Below are 19,086 nucleotides of genomic sequence, written 5' to 3' on the forward strand. Positions count from 1 at the left end.
GATGCCTCCTGCTCGACCTCATCAGTGAGGAGAGCAGTGGCAGGCAAGGCCCGCGTGCACGAGTTGGCTAAAGAACTCGGTGTCACCAGCAAGGAACTACTCGCAACGCTCAAGGAGCAAGGCGAGTTCGTGAAGTCTGCGTCATCCACAGTGGAGGCGCCCGTCGCCCGTCGTCTGCGGGAGTCGTTCCCGTCGGCAGGCGGAGCAGAAACCAAGTCCGAGACCGGCGCAGCCGCTCCGGCGGCTCGCCCCGCGGCAAAGCCCGGCGCACCGTCGCCGTCGGCGGCAAAGCCTGGCGCACCGCGTCCCGGCCCCAAGCCGGCCGCACCCGCACCGGCTGCTCCCGCAGCTCCGGCCCCGGCAGCCCCCGCGGCTCCCGCAGCCGCTGCTCCAGCAGCACCGTCAGCGCCGGTCCCCACACCGACGTTCAACGCTCCGAAACCAGCACAGCCGGCACGTCCGGCTCCGGCTGCTCCCGCAGCGTCGGCACCGGCAGCCCCCGCGGCTCCGGTCGCACCGTCCACCGGCGCAAAGCCCGGCGGACCGCGTCCGGGACCGAAGGCACCTCGCGTCGGTAACAACCCGTACTCCTCGGCACCCGCCGAGCGTCCGGCACCTCGTCCGGCTCCCGGCGCACCGCGTCCGGGCGCAGGTCAGGGCGGTTCTCGTCCGGCTCCGGGTCAGGGCGGTCCCCGTCCGGCTCCCGGTCAGGGTGGACCTCGTCCGGCTCCGGGTCAGGGCGGTCCCCGTCCGGCTCCCGGCCAGGGTGGACCCCGTCCGCCTGCAGGTCAGGGCGGACCCCGTCCCAGCCCCGGCTCCATGCCTCCTCGCCCGAACCCGGGTGCAATGCCTGCTCGTTCCGCTCGTCCCGCGCCCGGTGGCGGCGGACGTCCGGGTCGTCCCGGTGGCGCTCCCGGTGGTCGTCCGGGTGGCGGCGGCGGTGGATACCGCGGCGGCGGCGCTCCCGGCGCCGGTGCTGGTGCAGGTGCTCCCGGTGGAGCAGCTCCGGCCGGTGGATTCCGCGGTCGTCCCGGCGGCGGTGGCCGTCCCGGTCAGCGCGGCGCAGCGGCAGGTGCATTCGGTCGTCCCGGCGGAGCAGTTCGCCGTGGACGTAAGTCGAAGCGGGCGAAGCGCGCCGAGTACGAAAGCATGCAGGCTCCCGCAGTCGGCGGCGTCAGGCTGCCACGCGGCAACGGCGAGACCATCCGTCTCGCTCGCGGCGCATCTCTGTCGGACTTCGCGGACAAGATCGACGCGAACCCCGCAGCACTCGTGCAGGCGTTGTTCAACCTCGGTGAGATGGTCACGGCAACTCAGTCGGTCAACGACGAGACGCTGGAGCTGCTCGGCGGCGAAATGAACTACGTCGTGCAGGTCGTCAGCCCGGAGGACGAGGATCGCGAGCTGCTCGACAGCTTCGACCTCACCTACGGCGAGGACGCCGGCGGAGAAGAGGACCTCGAGTCCCGTCCGCCTGTGGTCACCGTCATGGGCCACGTCGACCACGGTAAGACCCGTCTGCTCGACGTGATCCGTAAGGCGAATGTCCGTGAGGGCGAAGCCGGCGGCATCACGCAGCACATCGGTGCCTACCAGGTGCTGACCGAGCTCGAGGGCAACGAGCGTCTCGTGACGTTCATCGACACCCCGGGTCACGAGGCCTTCACGGCCATGCGTGCTCGTGGTGCCAAGGCCACCGACCTCGCGATCCTTGTTGTCGCAGCCGACGACGGCGTCATGCCGCAGACGGTGGAAGCGATCAACCACGCCCAGGCGGCCGACGTGCCGATCGTGGTCGCGGTGAACAAGATCGACAAGGAAGGCGCGAACCCGGACAAGATCAGGCAGCAGCTCACCGAGTACGGACTGGTGGCCGAGGAGTACGGCGGAGACACCATGTTCGTCGACATCTCGGCGAAGCAGGGTCTCAACATCGACGCACTGCTCGAAGCAGTGCTGTTGACGGCCGACGCTTCCCTGGATCTGCGCGCCAACCCGGACATGGACGCTCAGGGTGTTGCCATCGAGGCGCACCTCGACCGTGGCCGCGGCCCCGTCGCTACCGTGCTCATTCAGCGCGGAACGCTGCGGGTCGGCGACTCGATCGTTGCCGGCGATGCTTACGGCCGCGTCCGCCGCATGGTGGACGAGCACGGTCAGGACGTCCACGAGGCACTGCCTTCACGTCCGGTCCAGGTCATCGGCTTCACGTCGGTCCCCGGTGCAGGCGACAACCTGCTCGTGGTCGACGAGGACCGTATCGCTCGTCAGATCGCGGACCGTCGCAACGCACGTAAGCGCAACGCGCTTGCAGCGAAGAGTCGTAAGCGCATCAGCCTCGACGATCTCGATGCAGCTCTGAAGGAACATTCACAGCTGAACTTGATCCTCAAGGGTGACAACTCGGGAACCGTGGAGGCCCTCGAAGAGGCTCTCCTCGGAATTCCGATCGACGACGAGGTGCAGTTGCGCGTCATCGACCGCGGTGTCGGTGGCATCACGGAGACCAACGTCAACCTGGCTGCTGCGTCCAACGCGATCATCATCGGCTTCAACGTCCGCGCCGAAGGCAAGGCAACGGAGCTGGCGAACCGCGAGGGCGTCGACATTCGCTACTACTCGGTGATCTACCAGGCCATCGACGAGGTCGAGAAGGCACTCAAGGGTCTGCTCAAGCCGGTGTACGAAGAGGTCGAGCTGGGCAAGGCAGAGATCCGCGCCATGTTCCGTTCGTCCAAGATCGGCAACATTGCCGGTTGCTTGGTCACGTCGGGCAGCATCCGTCGCAACGCCAAGGCACGTCTCATCCGCGACAGCAAGGTCATTGCCGAGACGGTCACCATCTCCTCGCTCAAGCGGGAGAAGGAAGACGCTACCGAGGTTCGCGAAGGCTACGAATGTGGTTTGACCGTCACCTATTCCGATATCAAGATCGGTGACGTTCTCGAGTGCTACGAGCTTCGCGAGAAGCCGCGCGACTGATTATGTCGACACGGGCGTTGGGGCGGACGCACGTGAGTACTAGCTGACATGGACTCTCTCGGACTTGAACATACAAGTCCGAGAGAGTCCATTCGGCTCTGTATAGGGGGAAAATGTTTGTAGGGGCACTGGAGTTCGACATCCTTTTCGGCGATGTCCACTCACTCAAGGAAAAGCGTTCGATGCTGTCGCCGATCCTGACGGAACTCCGTCGATTCGGTGTGAGTGCAGCGGAGGCGGGGGAGCAGGGACGCCTGCGTCGTGCGCTCGTGGGCGTCGGTGTGGTCAGTTCGTCTGTCGATCACCTGCACGACGTTCTCGATCATTGTGAGCGGGCGGTCGCCGAGCGTCCGGAGATTCAGTTGCTGGCTGTGCGAAGGCGAATCTTCGGCCCGGAAGACTGAGCGTCATCGGGCGGTGTCGATGAGCCACGCTTCCAGACGGCGTACCGAATCGAGTTCGTCGGCAAGGGATTCGGTGGCTTCGGGACCAACTGTGGCGGTGTTTGTGCTCACGCTCGACGCATGCGACAACTGACCTCTACCGATGGTGATTTGGTTGCCGGGTAGCCGATGGACGAGACTGTTGTCGGTAATAATTCTTGTTAACCAGAACTTTGATCGATCGAGTCACCTCGATTCGAGTGGCCAGGTAGAGGAGACTGACAGTCATGGTAGATCCAGCCCGGGCACGCAAGTTGGCAAAGCGTATCGGAACCATCGTCGCGACCGCGATCGATCACGAGATCAAGGATCCGCGACTCGCATTCGTGACCATCACGGACACCAAGGTCACCAACGATCTGCACGACGCGACGGTGTACTACACAGTCATGGGCGAGAAGGTCGATTCCGCACCCGATGTGGAAGCCGCCGCCGCAGGTCTCGAGAAGGCCAAGGGTGTTCTCCGCTCGAAGGTCGGTGCCGGAACCGGAGTTCGCTTCACACCGACTCTGACGTTTGTCGCCGATACCGTTCCAGACACCGCGCGTCATATGGAAGAACTGCTGGCCCGTGCCAAGGCCGCCGACGACGAGGTCGCCAAGGCGCGTGAGAATGCACAGCCGGCCGGAGATGCAGATCCGTACAAGGAGCCGCGAGTGGCTTCGGACGAAGACGAGGCGTCGCCAGATGTTCGTGAAGCCGACTGACGCGCACCGAGAATGACGATCACCGCACTTTCGGACGTCGACCCCTGCGAGGCGAAGTTCGCTCAGGTGGCCGAGGTTCTCGAATCGGCACACACGGTGACAATTCTCTGCCATGTGCAGCCGGATGCGGACACGATCGGCAGCGGACTTGCGCTCGGTCTCGTTCTCGAGCGTCGGGGAGTTTCGGTGCAGGTCGCGTTCAGTCGGCCGTCGGCGCTGCCCGAGTCGATGCGCGATTTCCCCGGTCTCCACTTGCTCGTGGCGCCCACTGATGTTCGGGAAAGTGTCGATGTACTGGTGACGGTGGATGTCGGCAGCGAGGGCCGTCTCGGTGAGTTGTCGAGTCGACTCGCCGGCGCGAATCGCACGATCGTCCTTGATCACCATCGCTCCAATTCCGAATTCGGAAGTATCAACGTCGTCGACGAAGCCGCGGCTTCGACGACGGCGCTCATCGCACGATTCTTCGATGCGTGGGGAGTCGCGATCGATCGCGATATCGCGCACTGTCTCTATGCCGGACTGGTCACCGACACCGGCTCCTTCCGGTGGGGAGGTCCGCTTCCGCACGTGCTCGCGGCGCGTTTGCTGGCGACCGGCATCGACGGCGACGCGATTGCGCGAAAGCTGCTCGACACCCATCCGTTCGGGTGGTTGCCGATGCTGGCTTCGGTACTCGGGTCCGCGGTGCTGGTCCCGGAAGCCGCGGACGGCCGTGGGCTGGTGTACGCGGTCATCCGACGCAGTGACATCGGCGATCTTCGCTCCGAGGAGATCGAGAGCGTCGTCGATATCGTGCGAACCACTTCGGAAGCCGAAGTTGCCGCAGTACTCAAAGAGTCGGTTTCCGGAAGCTGGTCGATCTCGTTGCGTGCAAAGTCGGCGATCGACGTGTCGGCGGTCGCTGAAAGTCTTGGTGGCGGCGGGCACCGGCTGTCGGCCGGATACACGTCGACCAGTTCCAGCGACGAGATTGTTGCCGCGCTCGTCGCGGCACTCGGCTGAATCCGCGGCATTGAGCGAATCTGACGCCACCTCGGCGGGATCTTCGGCAGCTGATTTCGACGTCACTGGGCGACGAATCTTTTCCCTGGCGTTTCCGGCACTCGGGGTGCTGGCAGCCGAGCCCCTCTATCTGTTGTTCGACATCGCCGTGGTCGGCCGACTCGGGGCACTCCCGCTGGCCGGGTTGGCGGTCGGTGGTCTGATCCTGTCGTTGGTGAGTACGCAGCTGACCTTCTTGTCGTATGGGACGACGGCGCGCGCGGCACGGCTGCACGGAGCGGGGCGCGAGCGTGATGCGGTGGGCGAGGGTGTTCAGGCGACCTGGCTGGCGGCCGCGATCGGCCTGGCCTTGGTCGTGATCGTGCAGGTGATCGCCGGCCCGCTGACTTCGGCGGTGGCCGGGACTCCCGACATCGCCGCGGCTGCGGAAAGTTGGCTCCGGATAGCGGTGTTGGGTGTTCCACTCATCCTGGTGGCCCTGGCCGGCAACGGCTGGATGCGCGGGGTTCAGAACACGGTGCGACCGCTGCGGTTCGTCCTTGTCGGCCTGGGTATTTCGGCGGTGTTGTGTCCAATTCTGGTGCACGGCTTGCTCGGTGCTCCGCGTCTGGAACTCGAAGGATCAGCTGTTGCGAATCTGGTGGGCCAGAGTGTTTCGGGTGTGCTGTTCGCCTGGGCGCTCTTTCGTGAACCGGTTTCGGCTCGACCACATTTTGCGATCATGCGGGCGCAGATGCTGATGGGCCGTGACCTGATTCTGCGCAGCCTCGCATTCCAAGCGTGTTTCGTTTCCGCGGCTGCAGTGGCGTCGAGGTTCGGTGCGGCCGTAGTCGGTGCACACCAAGTCGTCCTCCAACTGTGGAACCTGGTTTCGCTCCTTCTCGATTCCTTGGCGATCGCAGCTCAGACGCTGATCGGAGCGGCGCTCGGCGGTGGATTCGCAGCCGCGGCGAAAAGGATGACCTGGCGGATCACCGCATGGTCGACGGTATTTGCCGTGGTGCTCGCGATCTTCTTCGCCGCCGGCCACTCCGTGATCCCCGGACTCTTCACGTCCGACGCCGAGGTGCTCGGTCAGATGTCGATCGCATGGTGGTTCTTCGTCGCGATCATGCCGGTGGCGGGAATCGTCTTCGCACTCGACGGTGTTCTACTCGGCGCCGGGGACGTGGTGTTTCTGCGCAACGCGACCATGCTGTGCGCAGTTCTCGGGTTTCTGCCCGCGATCTGGCTCTCTCTCGCCTACGACTGGGGGCTCGCCGGAATTTGGGCAGGGCTTACCGTGTTCGTAGTACTTCGGATGGTCGCGGTGTCGTGGCGAGCGTTTTCCGGCAAGTGGGCAGTGACAGGTCCGGCGCCGGCGAAGCGCGGAAGTTCAACTGAGGAAGCAGAGGGATCGTGGCAGCAAAGCTGATGGCGGTGAGCGACATTCATGTCGGTCACAACGGCAACAAGCCGATGACGGAGGAACTGTTTCCGGATTCGCCTGACGACTGGCTCATTCTCGCCGGAGATGTTTCCGAGAAAACTGACGACATTCGGTGGGCGTTGAAGCTCCTTCGCAGCCGATTCGCAAAGGTCATCTGGATTCCGGGCAACCACGAACTGTGGACGACCGCCAAGGATCCGGTTCAGATTCACGGAGCGCCGCGCTACGAGTATCTGGTCAACATGTGCCGCGAACTCGACGTCATCACACCCGAGGACCCGTTCCCGGTGTGGGAGGGAGACGAGGGACCGGTCACGGTCGTCCCGATGTTTCTTCTCTACGACTACTCCTTCCTGCCGGAAGGTGCGCGAGACAAGGAACACGGGCTCGAGATCGCGCGTGACAAGAACGTCGTCGCCACCGACGAGTTCCTACTGTCACCGCAGCCGTATGCGACGCGCGACGCATGGTGCCGGGCGAGGATCGAGTACACCCAGGCGCGGTTGGATGCGCTTCCCGAAGGCACAAGAACCGTTCTCGTGAACCATTTCCCGATGGTCCGGCAGCCGACGGACGTGCTCATGTATCCGGAGTTCGCACTGTGGTGCGGAACCACCGCTACCGCCGACTGGCACGTGAAGTACAACGCGGTGTGCTCGGTGTACGGGCACCTGCACATCCCTCGAACCACGTACTACGACGGCGTCCGCTTCGAGGAAGTCTCACTCGGATACCCGCGCGAGTGGCGTCGGCGTGGACTGCCGGAGAAGTTGTTGCGTCAGATTCTTCCCGTTCCGGAGTACCCGCCGGGAACGCTCAACAAGTGGGGTGGCCACTTCAAGGTCACGCCGGAGCAGGAAGCCGAAGTCGAGCGCATGCGCGCCGCACGCTGAGAGGTATCGCTACGTGATCGAACAGATTCTTCCCGGTGGAGTTGCGACGGCCGAGGCCTTCGTCGATCCGCCCGGTCTGGTTCCGCACCCCAGTGAGGAAGCGTTGATCGGCCGCGCGGTCGAGAAGCGTCGTCGTGAGTTCGTGACCACCCGGCACCTTGCGCGTCAGGCGATGGGCAAGCTCGGTGTTCCGTCTGCCGCTGTCATGCGCGGTGAGCGTGGTGCTCCACTCTGGCCGCAGGGAGTGGTCGGGAGCCTCGCCCATTGCGACGGCTACCGCGGCGCTGTCCTGGCGTACTCCATGCAGGTCCGCTCACTCGGTATCGACGCCGAACCGCACGGCCCGCTGCCGGACGGGGTATTGCCCGCGGTCAGCATCGAGGCGGAACGAACGTGGTTGGACACTCAGGAAACCGGCGGTCCGGTGCACTGGGATCGAGTGCTCTTCTGCGCGAAGGAAGCCACGTACAAGGCGTGGTTTCCGCTCACCGGGCGCTGGTTGGGTTTCGAGGACGCCCACATCACGTTCGAGGCGGAGTCGGAAACGTCCGGCACTTTCAACTCGCGTCTGCTGGTCCCCGGTGAGGCGACGTCCGGTCCGCCGCTCACCTCTTTCGACGGCAGGTGGTTGGTGTCGGACGGACTCATCCTGACGGCAATTTCGGTGCAGTGAGCGCGACTGGCAGAATCGGCACACGTGTCAGCTCGTGAAAAGCCTTCCTCCGGTCTTGTCGGCGCCGGAATTCTGATTGTCGACAAAGAGGCGGGTATCACCAGCCACGACGTGGTCGCTCGGTGCCGCAAGTTGTTGAACACCCGGAAGGTGGGACACGCCGGGACGCTGGATCCCATGGCGACCGGTGTTCTCGTTCTCGGCGTCGAGCGTGCGACCAAGTTGCTCGGACTCCTGGCGCTGACAACCAAGGCGTACTCGGCGACCATTCGCCTCGGGGCAGCGACGGACACGGACGATGCCGAGGGGGAGGTCCTGACCTCCGCAGACGCTTCGCAGGTGACGGACGCGGAGATCGCGGCGATCGTGGCCACGCTGACCGGGGACATCAAGCAGATCCCGGCAAGCGTGAGCGCTATCAAGGTCGACGGTCAGCGCGCACATGCTCTGGTGCGTGCGGGAGAAACCGTCGAGCTGGCGCCGCGTCCGGTAACGGTGTCGACTTTCGAGGTTCTGGCTCGGCGAGATGTCCCGGGTGGCTTCGTCGATCTGGACGTCGACGTGGAGTGCTCGTCCGGTACGTACATCCGCTCGCTTGCCCGCGACCTCGGTCGTGAATTGGGCGTCGGCGGTCATTTGACGGCACTGCGCCGCACCCGCGTCGGGCCGTTCACTCTCGAACATGCGCGCACGCTCGAAGATCTCGCGGATCAGCCGGGTGTGAGCCTCGACATCGATCAGGCCGCGCAGACGGCTTTTCCGCATCGGCAGATCACGGCGGAAGAAGCCGAGGCGATCAGCCAGGGGCGCTGGCTCGAGCCGATCGGGATGAAGGGGATCTGTGCGGCGATCGATCCCACCGGTCACACGATTGCGCTTCTGCAGGAGAAGGGTCGACGCGCCAGTTCGGTGATGGTCGTGCGACCGGCGACGCTTCGCGGGTGATCGTCCGCGAGCGTGTCGACGGCGACCTCGACGGTTGCGTCGATGCGCTGGCACAGGTCCACGAGTGCGACGGATATCCGAACACGTGGCCGCAGAACCCGCACCGCTGGCTCAGTTCGCCCACGGTGGTGAAGGCGTGGGTCGGTGAGAGCGACGGTCGTGTTGTCGGTCATGTGGCCGTCGACAGCGAGGTCGCAGGTGCGCCCACAACCGCGGGATCGATAGCCGTGTCGCGACTGTTCGTTCATCCTGGCTCACGTGGAAACGGCCTCAGCGATGCGCTACTCGATGCCGTGACGGATTTCGCAGCCGAGAGTCGGTTGGAACTGGTGCTCGACGTCGTCGACGACGCTCTGCCGGCGATCGCACTGTACGAGCGTCGAGGGTGGGTGTACGTCGACGAGAGGCTCGCCGACTGGACCCGGACCGACGGCGTCCGGCCCGTGGAACGCCGATACCGACTGCCGCTTTGACTACCTCGGCTAGACGAGCCAAATTGCTTGAGCGACTGGACTTCCCAAGTCGATGGTGTTGGGGCTGTCGCCGAGTCGAACGGATACTGTCCCGGCGAAATCGCGGCGCTCCTCGACGGTGATCTCGACATCGAGACTGACGCCGACGGAATCGAAGTACCGGAGCATTTCGGGATCGGAATCGGAGATCCGGGCAACGCGGCCCCGCTCACCGTTGGCGAAGTCGCTGAGCTGGCGGGCCGGGGGAGTCGGCACCGAACCGTCGGTGGCGGGAATGGGATCACCGTGCGGGTCACGTTCGGGGAAGCCCAGTTTGGCGTCCATCCGAGAGATCATCAGATCGGAAACGGCGTGTTCGAGGACTTCGGCCTCGTCGTGGACTTCGTCCCAGCCGTATCCGAGTTCCTGAACCAGATAGGTCTCGATCAACCGGTGGCGCCGGACCATGGAGACGGCGGCGGCGCGGCCGCTGTCGGTCAGGGCGATGGATCCGTAGCGGGCGTGATCGACCAGGCCTTGGTCCGAGAGTTTGCGGATCGCCTCGGAGACCGTCGAGGCCGAGACGCTCATTTTCTCGGACAGGAGCTTGGTGGAAACCCGCTCGTGGGACCATTCCTGGATAGTCCAGATGACCTTGAGGTAGTCCTGGGCCACCGACGAGAGTGCGAGCGTGTCGATTGCCGCGTCGTGCGCCGAAGTGCTGTCGCCGTCCGACGTCGATGATGCTTCCGAGGTTCCGGTCTTGTGAGCTGCCACAACGCTTAGCTTAGGCTACGAAATCCGGAACTTCCGTACGTGAGCGGCAGCACAGCGGTGATTCGCTGGGCGGGTCCGAACGTGACCCGCCGCCGGTGGACCCGTAGGCTGCCAATCGTGCTGAGATGGCGTGGTCTCGACGAAGTTCCGGCCGATTGGGGTCGTTGTGTGCTCACTATCGGTGTGTTCGACGGTGTGCATCGTGGGCATGCCCAATTGATAGCGAGAGCGGTTACCGCTGCCCGCAAACGTGGTGTTCCGAGCGTGTTGATGACGTTCGACCCGCATCCCATGGAGGTTGTGCGGCCGGGTAGTCATCCAGCCCAGTTGACGACGCTGCAACGGCGTGCGGAATTGGCTCAGGATCTGGGCATCGACGTGTTCTGCGTGATGCCGTTCACCGCTGATTTCATGAAGCTGACGCCGGAGCGCTACGTCCACGAGATTCTCGTCGAACGTCTACATGTCGCCGAGGTCGTGGTGGGGGACAACTTCACCTTCGGCAAGAAGGCGCTCGGCAATGTCGATCTTCTTCGTGAAATGGGCGCTCGCTTCGGCTTTGCCGTCGACGGCGTCCAGCTGCTCGCCGAGCATGCGGTGACGTTCTCGTCGACCTACATCCGCTCGTGCGTCGACGCAGGCGACATGGAAGCGGCTACCGAAGCTCTGGGCCGTCCACATCGTGTCGAAGGTGTGGTCGTCCACGGTGACAAGCGTGGACGCGAGTTGGGGTTCCCGACGGCCAACGTTGCACCGCCGATGTTTTCGGCGATTCCGGCCGACGGCGTGTACGCGGCGTGGTTCACGGTGCTCGGTGCCGGCGAGGAACTCGGAACCGTCGTTCCCGGTCGCCGATACCAAGCCGCGGTATCTGTGGGTACCAATCCGACCTTCTCCGGCCGGACCCGAACCGTCGAGGCATACGTTCTCGACACCGAAGCAGACCTGTACGGACAACACGTCGCGGTCGACCTGGTTTCGCGGATTCGCGGTATGGAGAAGTTCGACTCGATCGAGTCGCTCATCACGGCGATGAACCGAGATGTCGAACGCGCACGCCGGATTCTGAGTGAGGATGCAGAACGTAGCGTCGGTTGAGTTCCTCCTGTGTCAGTGGCGGCCGCCACATTCGCTCCAGGTGGGCGAGAGCGCCTCATTGCTGCTGGTAGGATCTTCTCTCGGTGCGTGCTGCGGTTTGCGGTGGCCGCGCCCGATCTAGTTCCTTTCACGCAAACGTCATCACAGGAGTGAATCAAGTGGCATTGACCACGGAAGAAAAGAAGGCCGTTCTCGGCGAGTACGGCTTGCACGAGACCGACACGGGATCGCCTGAAGCTCAGGTGGCAATGCTCACCAAGCGCATCACCGATCTCACCGAGCACCTCAAGACCCACAAGCATGACCACCACTCGCGTCGTGGACTGCTCTTGATGGTCGGTCGCCGTCGTCGTCTGCTGAAGTACGTGGCAAAGACCGACGTCGCTCGCTACCGCACGCTCATCGAGCGTCTCGGCCTGCGTCGCTAGATTTTTCTCACGACGCTGATCGAAAGCAACACGGCATGCTTCGGTTTGCCGAACACTCCGTCAGCCGGCGAAGCCACGCATATACTGGGCTTCGCTGGCTTTCGGCGTTAGCTGCCGCAAGGCAGTTTCCGCTGTCGGCGCTATGCGCAGTTGTTTATGCGCAGTTGTTTATGCGCAGTTGTTTATGCGCAGTTGTTTATGCGCAGTTGTGCAGTACGCAGCCAGCACACCGTATGCACCAGAGAACGTGGTGTCGGTTGTCGGTAGTGGTTCTCCGGACCGGGCAAGAGCCCGAAAGCTCCGGCGGACTTCGATCGACGGCCGCCCGAACGTCGTGACGTCCCGAAGCAGAAATCGCTCGCATCGCAAGGAGCGTCTGCAATTCAAGAGGGGGACGTCCCTCGGTGCGCAGTTTCCACCAGGAGGGTGGAAACGCCCGCGCGGGTACGGCGAAGACGAGAGGGAAGTGAAGAGAAAAGAATGACAGAGAATTCCGTAGTAGAGGTCGACGAAGGCGTGTTCGAATCCACCGCCGTGATCGACAACGGGTCCTTCGGTACCCGCACCATCCGTTTCGAGACCGGACGCCTTGCTCAGCAGGCCGCCGGCGCCGTCGTTGCTTACCTGGACGACGAGACCATGCTGCTGTCCGCCACGAGCGCCAGCAAGCACCCCAAGGAGCACTTCGACTTCTTCCCCCTGACGGTGGACGTCGAAGAGCGTATGTACGCAGCGGGCCGCATCCCCGGTTCGTTCTTCCGTCGTGAGGGACGCCCCTCCACCGACGCGATCCTGACTTGCCGCCTCATCGACCGGCCGCTGCGCCCGTCCTTCGTCGACGGTCTCCGTAACGAGATCCAGGTCGTCGTCACGGTCATGAGCCTCAACCCGCAGGATCTGTACGACGTCGTGGCCATCAACGCTGCTTCCGCGTCGACGCAGATCGCGGGCCTGCCGTTCTCCGGACCCGTCGGTGGCGTGCGCGTTGCACTCATCGTCTCGGACGAGAACAAGACCGGCCAGTGGGTTGCATTCCCGACGGTCGATCAGCTCGAGAACGCCGTCTTCGACATGGTCGTCGCCGGCCGCGTCGTTTCCGGTAGCGGTGACAACGCCGACGTCGCGATCATGATGGTCGAGGCCGAGGCCACCGACAACGTCATCGCGAAGATCGCCGACGGCGCTCAGGCACCGACCGAGGCCATTGTCGCCGAGGGCCTCGAGGCCGCCAAGCCGTTCATCGCACGCCTGTGCGCTGCACAGGCAGCACTTGCATCCAAGGCTGCAAAGCCCACGGGTGACTATCCGGTCTTCCCGGCGTACCAGGACGACGTTTTTGCTGCCGTCGAGGCTGCTGCGTCCGAAAAGCTCAATGCCGCACTGACAATCGCCGGCAAGCAGGAACGCGACGACAAGACCGACGAGGTCAAGGTCGAGGTTCTCGAGCAGGTTGCACCCAACTTCGAAGGCCGCGAGAAGGAACTGGGAGCAGCGTTCCGCTCGCTCACCAAGAAGCTGGTTCGCCAGCGCATCCTGCGCGATCAGTTCCGCATCGACGGCCGCGGCGTCACGGACATCCGTTCGCTGTCCGCCGAGGTCGCGATCATCCCGCGCGCACACGGCTCCGCACTGTTCGAGCGTGGCGAGACCCAGATCCTGGGTGTCACCACTCTCGACATGGTGAAGATGGCTCAGCAGGTCGACTCGCTCGGTCCCGAGACCACCAAGCGCTACATGCATCATTACAACTTCCCGCCGTACTCCACCGGTGAGACGGGCCGCGTCGGTTCGCCGAAGCGTCGCGAAATCGGTCACGGTGCACTCGCCGAGCGCGCTCTCATGCCGGTTCTGCCCAGCGTCGAAGAGTTCCCTTACGCGATTCGCCAGGTCTCCGAGGCTCTGAGCTCCAACGGTTCCACCTCGATGGGCTCGGTGTGCGCGTCCACGCTCGCACTGCTCAACGCCGGTGTGCCGCTTCGCGCTCCGGTTGCCGGTATCGCCATGGGTCTGGTCTCCGACCAGGTCGACGGCGAAACCCGCTACGTCGCGCTGACCGACATCCTCGGCGCCGAAGACGCCTTCGGCGACATGGACTTCAAGGTCGCAGGTACCAAGGACTTCGTCACGGCCCTGCAGCTGGACACGAAGCTCGACGGCATCCCGTCGCAGGTCCTCGCCGGTGCACTCTCGCAGGCGAAGGACGCACGGACCACGATCCTCGAGGTCATGGCGGAAGCCATCGACACCCCGGACGAGATGAGCCCGTTCGCTCCCCGCGTGACGGCCATCAAGGTCCCCGTCGACAAGATCGGTGAGGTCATCGGCCCCAAGGGCAAGATGATCAACTCCATCACCGAGCAGACCGGTGCCAACATCTCCATCGAAGACGACGGCACCGTGTTCGTCGGCGCCACCGATGGACCGTCTGCACAGGCCGCGATCGACATGATCAACGCCATTGCCAACCCGCAGCTCCCCAAGGTCGGCGAGCGGTTCCTGGGCACGGTCGTCAAGACCACCGCCTTCGGTGCCTTCGTTTCGCTCCTGCCGGGACGCGACGGACTGGTGCACATCTCGAAGCTGGGCAGCGGTAAGCGCATTGCCAAGGTCGAAGACGTGGTCAACGTCGGATCCAAGATTCGCGTCGAGATCGCTGACATCGACGCACGTGGCAAGATCTCGCTGATCCCGGTCGAAGAGGGCAACGACGAGGCTGCCGCTCCGGCCGCCGACGAGGCTGCTTCCGAGTAGATCTCACTTCGTACTCTGATGCGGCCCCGCGCGGATTTCCGTGCGGGGCCGCATCTGTACTGTCTGTAGACACAGAGCCTGTAGATACCTGATTGACCACTTGCACCGAGGACTGCTGAACCTTTTCATGGCAAAGACCACTCCCAACACCACGCGCAGCCGCAGCGCTGTGCTGAAATCTCCGATCGATGCGACTCCCGAATCCGGAGTACAGCGCACGGTCCTTCCCGGCGGCCTGCGCGTCGTCACCGAGTTCATTCCCGGTGTGCGTTCCGCCTCCGTCGGTGTGTGGGTCGGAGTCGGCTCGCGCGACGAGCAGCCGAGTGTGGCCGGTGCCGCGCATTTTCTCGAGCACCTGCTGTTCAAGTCGACGCCGTCACGGACGGCGTTGGACATCGCGCAGGTCATGGATGGTGTGGGCGGCGAACTCAATGCATTCACGTCGAAGGAACACACCTGTTTCTACGCGCACGTGATCGACGACGACCTTCCGATGGCGGTTGACCTTGTCGCCGACGTCGTGCTGCGAGGGCGTTGCAGAACCGCGGACGTCGATGTCGAGCGGCAAGTAGTGCTCGAAGAGATCGCGATGCGTGACGACGATCCGGAAGACTTGCTCGGCGACGCGTTCCTGACCGCGTTGTTCGGCGATCATCCTGTCGGCCGTCCGATCATCGGTAGCGTCGAATCGATCGAGTCGATGTCGCGCAATCAGTTGCATTCCTTCCATGTTCGGCGTTACACACCGCAGCGGATGGTGCTGGCCGTAGCGGGAAACGTCGACCACAAGCAGGTTGTGACGCTCGCTCGCCGTGCATTTGCCGGACATCTCGAGCGCGGGGTCAAGCCGGCGCCGCGGCGCGAAGGCACTCTGCGTTTGCGAACGATGCCTGAACTGAGCTTGACCCACCGCGACAGCGAGCAGGTCCACCTTGCGCTCGGGGTACGCGCGTTCGGCCGGCACGAGGGCCATCGCTGGGCGCTGTCGGTGCTCAACGCCGCAGTGGGCGGTGGGCTGAGTTCTCGTCTGTTCCAAGAGATTCGGGAGAAGCGCGGGCTGGCGTACTCCGTCTATTCCGGCGTCGACACCTTCGCGGACACCGGAGCGTTCTCCGTGTATGCAGGTTGCCAGCCGGAGAACCTCGGGGAGGTTGCTACGGTGATCCGCGAGGTACTCGCGAACGTGGCGACGGACGGAATCACCGATGCCGAGATCGCCCGCGCCAAGGGATCGCTGCGCGGCGGATTGGTTCTGGCACTGGAAGATTCAGGCTCACGCATGAACCGTATCGGTCGCAGCGAACTGAACTACGGCAACCATCGCAGTGTTGCTCAGACGCTCGCAACCATCGACGCAGTCACCTCCGAAGAGGTGCTCGAGGTGGCGCAGGTGCTCTTGACGAGGCCGTTTGCAGCCGCCGTCGTGGGTCCGTACAAGCGGGTTCGTGACCTCCCCGCGTCGGTACGCGGGATCGTGGGCAAGTAGTTCGAACTATCGAAATCGGGGTGTGCAGTTGAAGATCCGTGGTGCAGTGCTCGAAGAGATCGGCCGGAAGCGTCCCTTCGCAGAGTCGACTCCGATTTCGATTTCGGAACTCGACCTCGAATCCCCGGGCCCGGGTGAGATCCTGGTCAAGATCGAAGCTGCCGGGCTTTGTCACTCCGACCTCTCCGTGGTCGACGGCAATCGGGTACGAACCGTGCCGATGTTGTTGGGCCATGAGGCGGCAGGTCGAATCATCGAACTCGGCGACGGAGTTGATTCGTTGTCGGTGGGCACCCGCGTCGTGATGACTTTTCTTCCGCGGTGCGGTGAATGTGCGGGATGCGCCACTGACGGCCGGATGCCTTGCACGGTGGGTAGCGCTGCCAACAACGACGGCAGTTTGCTCGGTGGCGCGCATCGACTGCGGCGCTCCGGCGAGAACGTCAAACATCATCTCGGTGTTTCGGGTTTCGCGACGCATGCTGTGGTCAACGCCAAGTCGGTTGTTCCCGTCGACGACGACATCCCGGCCGAAATTGCAGCCGTACTCGGTTGTGCGGTGTTGACCGGTGGGGGAGCGCTCCTCAACGCGGCGAAGCCTCGCCCGGCAGACACCGTGATGGTGGTCGGCTTGGGTGGCGTCGGGATGGCCGCAATCCTGACGGCGAGGGCACTCGGGGTCGAGAACGTCATCGGTGTCGACGCACTGGAATCCAAGCTGGCTCAGGCGCTGGAACTGGGCGCGACCGAGGTCTTCACACCGTCCGGCCTGTCCGAGAGTGGCGTTCGCGCAGACATCGTCGTCGAGGCCGCGGGAAATGCTCGGGCCTTCGAGACAGCGGTGGCTGCGACGGCAGCGGGTGGCACGACCGTCACGGTCGGGTTGCCGGCGCCTGACGCGCGCTCGTCGATCTCACCTCTCGGACTGGTCGCCGAAGCGCGGACCATTATCGGCAGCTACCTGGGATCTGCGGTCCCGTCCCGCGACATCCCGATCTACGCGCAGTTGTGGCGCGACGGGAAGCTGCCGGTCGAGAAGCTCATTTCCTCGCGAATCGAATTGGCCGACATCAATTCGGGTATGGACGAACTCGCCGACGGAAAAGCAATCCGACAGGTCATTATCTTCGACGCGGAGTAGGTGCACGTCGGTGTTATGCAGCGGAAATGAGGCGTTTGCGCTCCCGATTCCCTCCCGAGTCGCCACGGAAAATCGTTACCCGTTGTAACGCTCCTCTCGTACTGGACGACTACTCGAATGACGTTGCGTGACGCCCCGGGGGTCGGTCGTACGTTTTCCAAAAGTTGATTGGGGAGAAGATATGCCGGTTCGTGGGTTCTTTTCGCGACATCGAATACTGGCGGGTGCAGTAGCGCCCGCAGCGCTCGGCGTGGCCGCACTGGTCGCGGTTGCGGTCGCTGTGGACTCTCCGGAGTCACGCACGATCGAGACACAATTGACGTCGTCGGTCACCGAGTGTCACGACATGGTCAGCATCGCGGTTGCCGGTCGACACGACACACCGGACGCTTCGACGGTGAAGATGTTGCTGGGAGCCGACGGGAAGCCGCTGCCGGCCGCCCTGTCCGGTGACTACAAGAGTGAACGCGTCGACCAGGTGATCAACCCGGCAGGCTCCGTCAACGCGAACAAGCCCGGCTCGTACGCGGCTGTGTATATCGCGTACCCGGCCAACATGGCGTCCTACGAGGATGCCGTCGCTGCCGGCGCTGCAAATACGCAGTCCGTGATGAGTGCCATCGCCAAGGAATGCCCGAAGACTCAGTTCTCGATCGTCGGGTACAGCGAAGGCGCCGATGTGGTGCGTCGCGTCGCGATGGACATCGGTACGCAGGAGAACAACGAGTTCGGGGTCGACCCGGACAAGGTTGTCGGTGTGGTCATGCTGGCGGATGCAGGCCGTGAAGCGGGCGACGGCACGTTCCTCGGTGCCACGAATCCGTTCACGAACCCGGATAACTTCAATACGAAGTACCAGAACGGCACCTCCGCGACACCTGGCGAAGGTGTACTCCCCGGCACTGCCGGAGGTTTCGGCAAGCTGAACGGCAAGGTCGCGTCCTTCTGCTCGGACGGTGACTTCACCTGCTCGGCTCCCAGCAACATCTCTCTGTTGATCTTGGCGGCAAATGTCGGTCGGCAGTTGAACATCGACCAACTCGAAGCGCAGGGTCTGAACCCGGCCACCGGTCAGGACGTCGCGGTGGTGTTCGGCCAGATCGTCTTCGAGGCGTTCGCAGACATTTCGTCCAATCCCAACTGGATGCAGAGTGACGAGACATTCCTTCAGGTGATGCTCAAGGTCTCGGATCCGGAGTACAAGCCCGGAAAAACACCCGCGCCGGCGCCGGTAGCCGAGGGCGAGACGGTGTCCACCGACAAGGTGTCTCCGCTGGCATATCTGCCGCAGAAGCTTTTCAAGGAGATTGTCGGTCTGATTGCTACCAACCAGAACACGATTCCCGTGATCTTGAGCGACCCCTACCAGCAGACACTCGCTCCAGACGTCGGACACCACTTCGATTACTGGCGAGATGCGGATGCGGCCAACGGCAAGCCGTTGACTTCAGCTGAGTACGCAGCGGCCTGGCTCACCTACCTCGCCCAGCAGGCGAAGGAAGGAAAGCCCGTCGACACAACTGCGAAGCCGACCCCGGAACAGATCAGTGCCGCTGTCGATGCCTACATGGCTGACGGCAATGCTGAGGGCGACGCCGCGGTGGCTGAAGGCACCGGAACCGGTCAGGCACCGGCCGGGACCACTGGCTCCACGGGATCTGCTGGAGCGCCCGCAACCACGTCACAGGTGCCTGCGGCAGGATCGGCGTCGGTCACATCGGGAGCGGTTGCCACTCCGACGGGTTCGGCGGCAGTGACGCCGACGTCGACAGTTCCGACCACACCGGTAGCGGGAACGGATGCAACGACGGCGCCCCCGACTACGACAGTGACGTCGACGACCACGACGACGAAGGTGCCGGTTCCGAACCCGTAA

General features: G+C 63.8%; 16 protein-coding genes. 15 read left to right on the top strand and 1 reads right to left on the bottom strand.

All coding sequences use genetic code 11. The annotated features are described in order from the left end of the window. Positions 1–36: 36 nt before the first annotated feature. The 9 genes from infB to G9U53_RS03330 all read left to right on the top strand — a co-directional run bounded on the left by infB (position 37) and on the right by G9U53_RS03330 (position 9,550). On the top strand, positions 37–2,982 hold the full coding sequence (infB, locus tag G9U53_RS03290) for a translation initiation factor IF-2 (RefSeq protein WP_063316555.1): 2,946 nt from the start codon (positions 37–39) through the stop codon (positions 2,980–2,982). 113 nt (positions 2,983–3,095) lie between these two features. Then, positions 3,096–3,386 (top strand): DUF503 domain-containing protein, encoded by a 291-nt coding sequence (locus G9U53_RS03295; protein ID WP_003942205.1) that lies wholly within the window; start codon positions 3,096–3,098, stop codon positions 3,384–3,386. A 266-nt stretch (positions 3,387–3,652) separates the two neighbouring features. Then, complete coding sequence (gene rbfA, locus G9U53_RS03300; RefSeq protein ID WP_003942248.1) at positions 3,653–4,132, top strand: 30S ribosome-binding factor RbfA; 480 nt, start codon at positions 3,653–3,655, stop codon at positions 4,130–4,132. A 12-nt stretch (positions 4,133–4,144) separates the two neighbouring features. Beyond that, positions 4,145–5,137, top strand: a complete 993-nt coding sequence (locus tag G9U53_RS03305; protein ID WP_165638321.1) for a bifunctional oligoribonuclease/PAP phosphatase NrnA — start codon at positions 4,145–4,147, stop codon at positions 5,135–5,137. Positions 5,138–5,213: 76 nt separating this feature from the next. Continuing rightward, positions 5,214–6,551, top strand: a complete 1,338-nt coding sequence (locus tag G9U53_RS03310) for an MATE family efflux transporter (protein WP_347570802.1) — start codon at positions 5,214–5,216, stop codon at positions 6,549–6,551. Further along, positions 6,536–7,459, top strand: coding sequence for a metallophosphoesterase (locus G9U53_RS03315; RefSeq protein WP_007735051.1), 924 nt, complete (start codon positions 6,536–6,538; stop codon positions 7,457–7,459). The genes G9U53_RS03310 and G9U53_RS03315 overlap by 16 nt, the downstream gene beginning before the upstream one ends. Before the next feature lie 13 nt (positions 7,460–7,472). Beyond that, on the top strand, positions 7,473–8,132 hold the full coding sequence (locus G9U53_RS03320; RefSeq protein WP_003942126.1) for a 4'-phosphopantetheinyl transferase: 660 nt from the start codon (positions 7,473–7,475) through the stop codon (positions 8,130–8,132). A 24-nt stretch (positions 8,133–8,156) separates the two neighbouring features. Continuing rightward, positions 8,157–9,077, top strand: coding sequence for a tRNA pseudouridine(55) synthase TruB (gene truB, locus G9U53_RS03325; protein WP_020907442.1), 921 nt, complete (start codon positions 8,157–8,159; stop codon positions 9,075–9,077). Next, the gene (locus G9U53_RS03330; protein ID WP_030535608.1) at positions 9,074–9,550 is read left to right on the top strand and encodes a GNAT family N-acetyltransferase; all 477 of its coding nucleotides are present in this window, start codon (positions 9,074–9,076) and stop codon (positions 9,548–9,550) included. The genes truB and G9U53_RS03330 overlap by 4 nt, the downstream gene beginning before the upstream one ends. 9 nt (positions 9,551–9,559) lie before the next feature. Here the strand turns inward: G9U53_RS03330 and G9U53_RS03335 are convergent, their stop codons facing one another. After that, positions 9,560–10,306, bottom strand: a complete 747-nt coding sequence (locus G9U53_RS03335; protein WP_030535607.1) for a metal-dependent transcriptional regulator — start codon at positions 10,304–10,306, stop codon at positions 9,560–9,562. 117 nt (positions 10,307–10,423) lie between these two features. Here G9U53_RS03335 and G9U53_RS03340 point away from each other — a divergent pair, with 117 nt between their 5' ends. From G9U53_RS03340 to G9U53_RS03365, 6 genes are all read left to right on the top strand, one after another. Next, positions 10,424–11,404, top strand: coding sequence for a bifunctional riboflavin kinase/FAD synthetase (locus G9U53_RS03340; protein ID WP_003942148.1), 981 nt, complete (start codon positions 10,424–10,426; stop codon positions 11,402–11,404). 158 nt (positions 11,405–11,562) lie between these two features. Next, on the top strand, positions 11,563–11,832 hold the full coding sequence (gene rpsO, locus G9U53_RS03345) for a 30S ribosomal protein S15 (protein ID WP_007735061.1): 270 nt from the start codon (positions 11,563–11,565) through the stop codon (positions 11,830–11,832). A 480-nt stretch (positions 11,833–12,312) separates the two neighbouring features. After that, on the top strand, positions 12,313–14,583 hold the full coding sequence (locus G9U53_RS03350) for a polyribonucleotide nucleotidyltransferase (protein ID WP_003942275.1): 2,271 nt from the start codon (positions 12,313–12,315) through the stop codon (positions 14,581–14,583). A gap of 127 nt (positions 14,584–14,710) precedes the next feature. Beyond that, positions 14,711–16,069, top strand: a complete 1,359-nt coding sequence (locus G9U53_RS03355) for a pitrilysin family protein (protein ID WP_003942169.1) — start codon at positions 14,711–14,713, stop codon at positions 16,067–16,069. Positions 16,070–16,097: 28 nt separating this feature from the next. Then, on the top strand, positions 16,098–17,210 hold the full coding sequence (locus G9U53_RS03360) for an alcohol dehydrogenase catalytic domain-containing protein (protein ID WP_207624013.1): 1,113 nt from the start codon (positions 16,098–16,100) through the stop codon (positions 17,208–17,210). A gap of 181 nt (positions 17,211–17,391) precedes the next feature. After that, positions 17,392–19,086, top strand: coding sequence for a cutinase family protein (locus tag G9U53_RS03365; protein ID WP_007735070.1), 1,695 nt, complete (start codon positions 17,392–17,394; stop codon positions 19,084–19,086).

This window comes from Rhodococcus sp. D-46 (assembly GCF_011290655.1).
GTDB classification, from domain to species: domain Bacteria; phylum Actinomycetota; class Actinomycetes; order Mycobacteriales; family Mycobacteriaceae; genus Rhodococcus_F; species Rhodococcus_F qingshengii.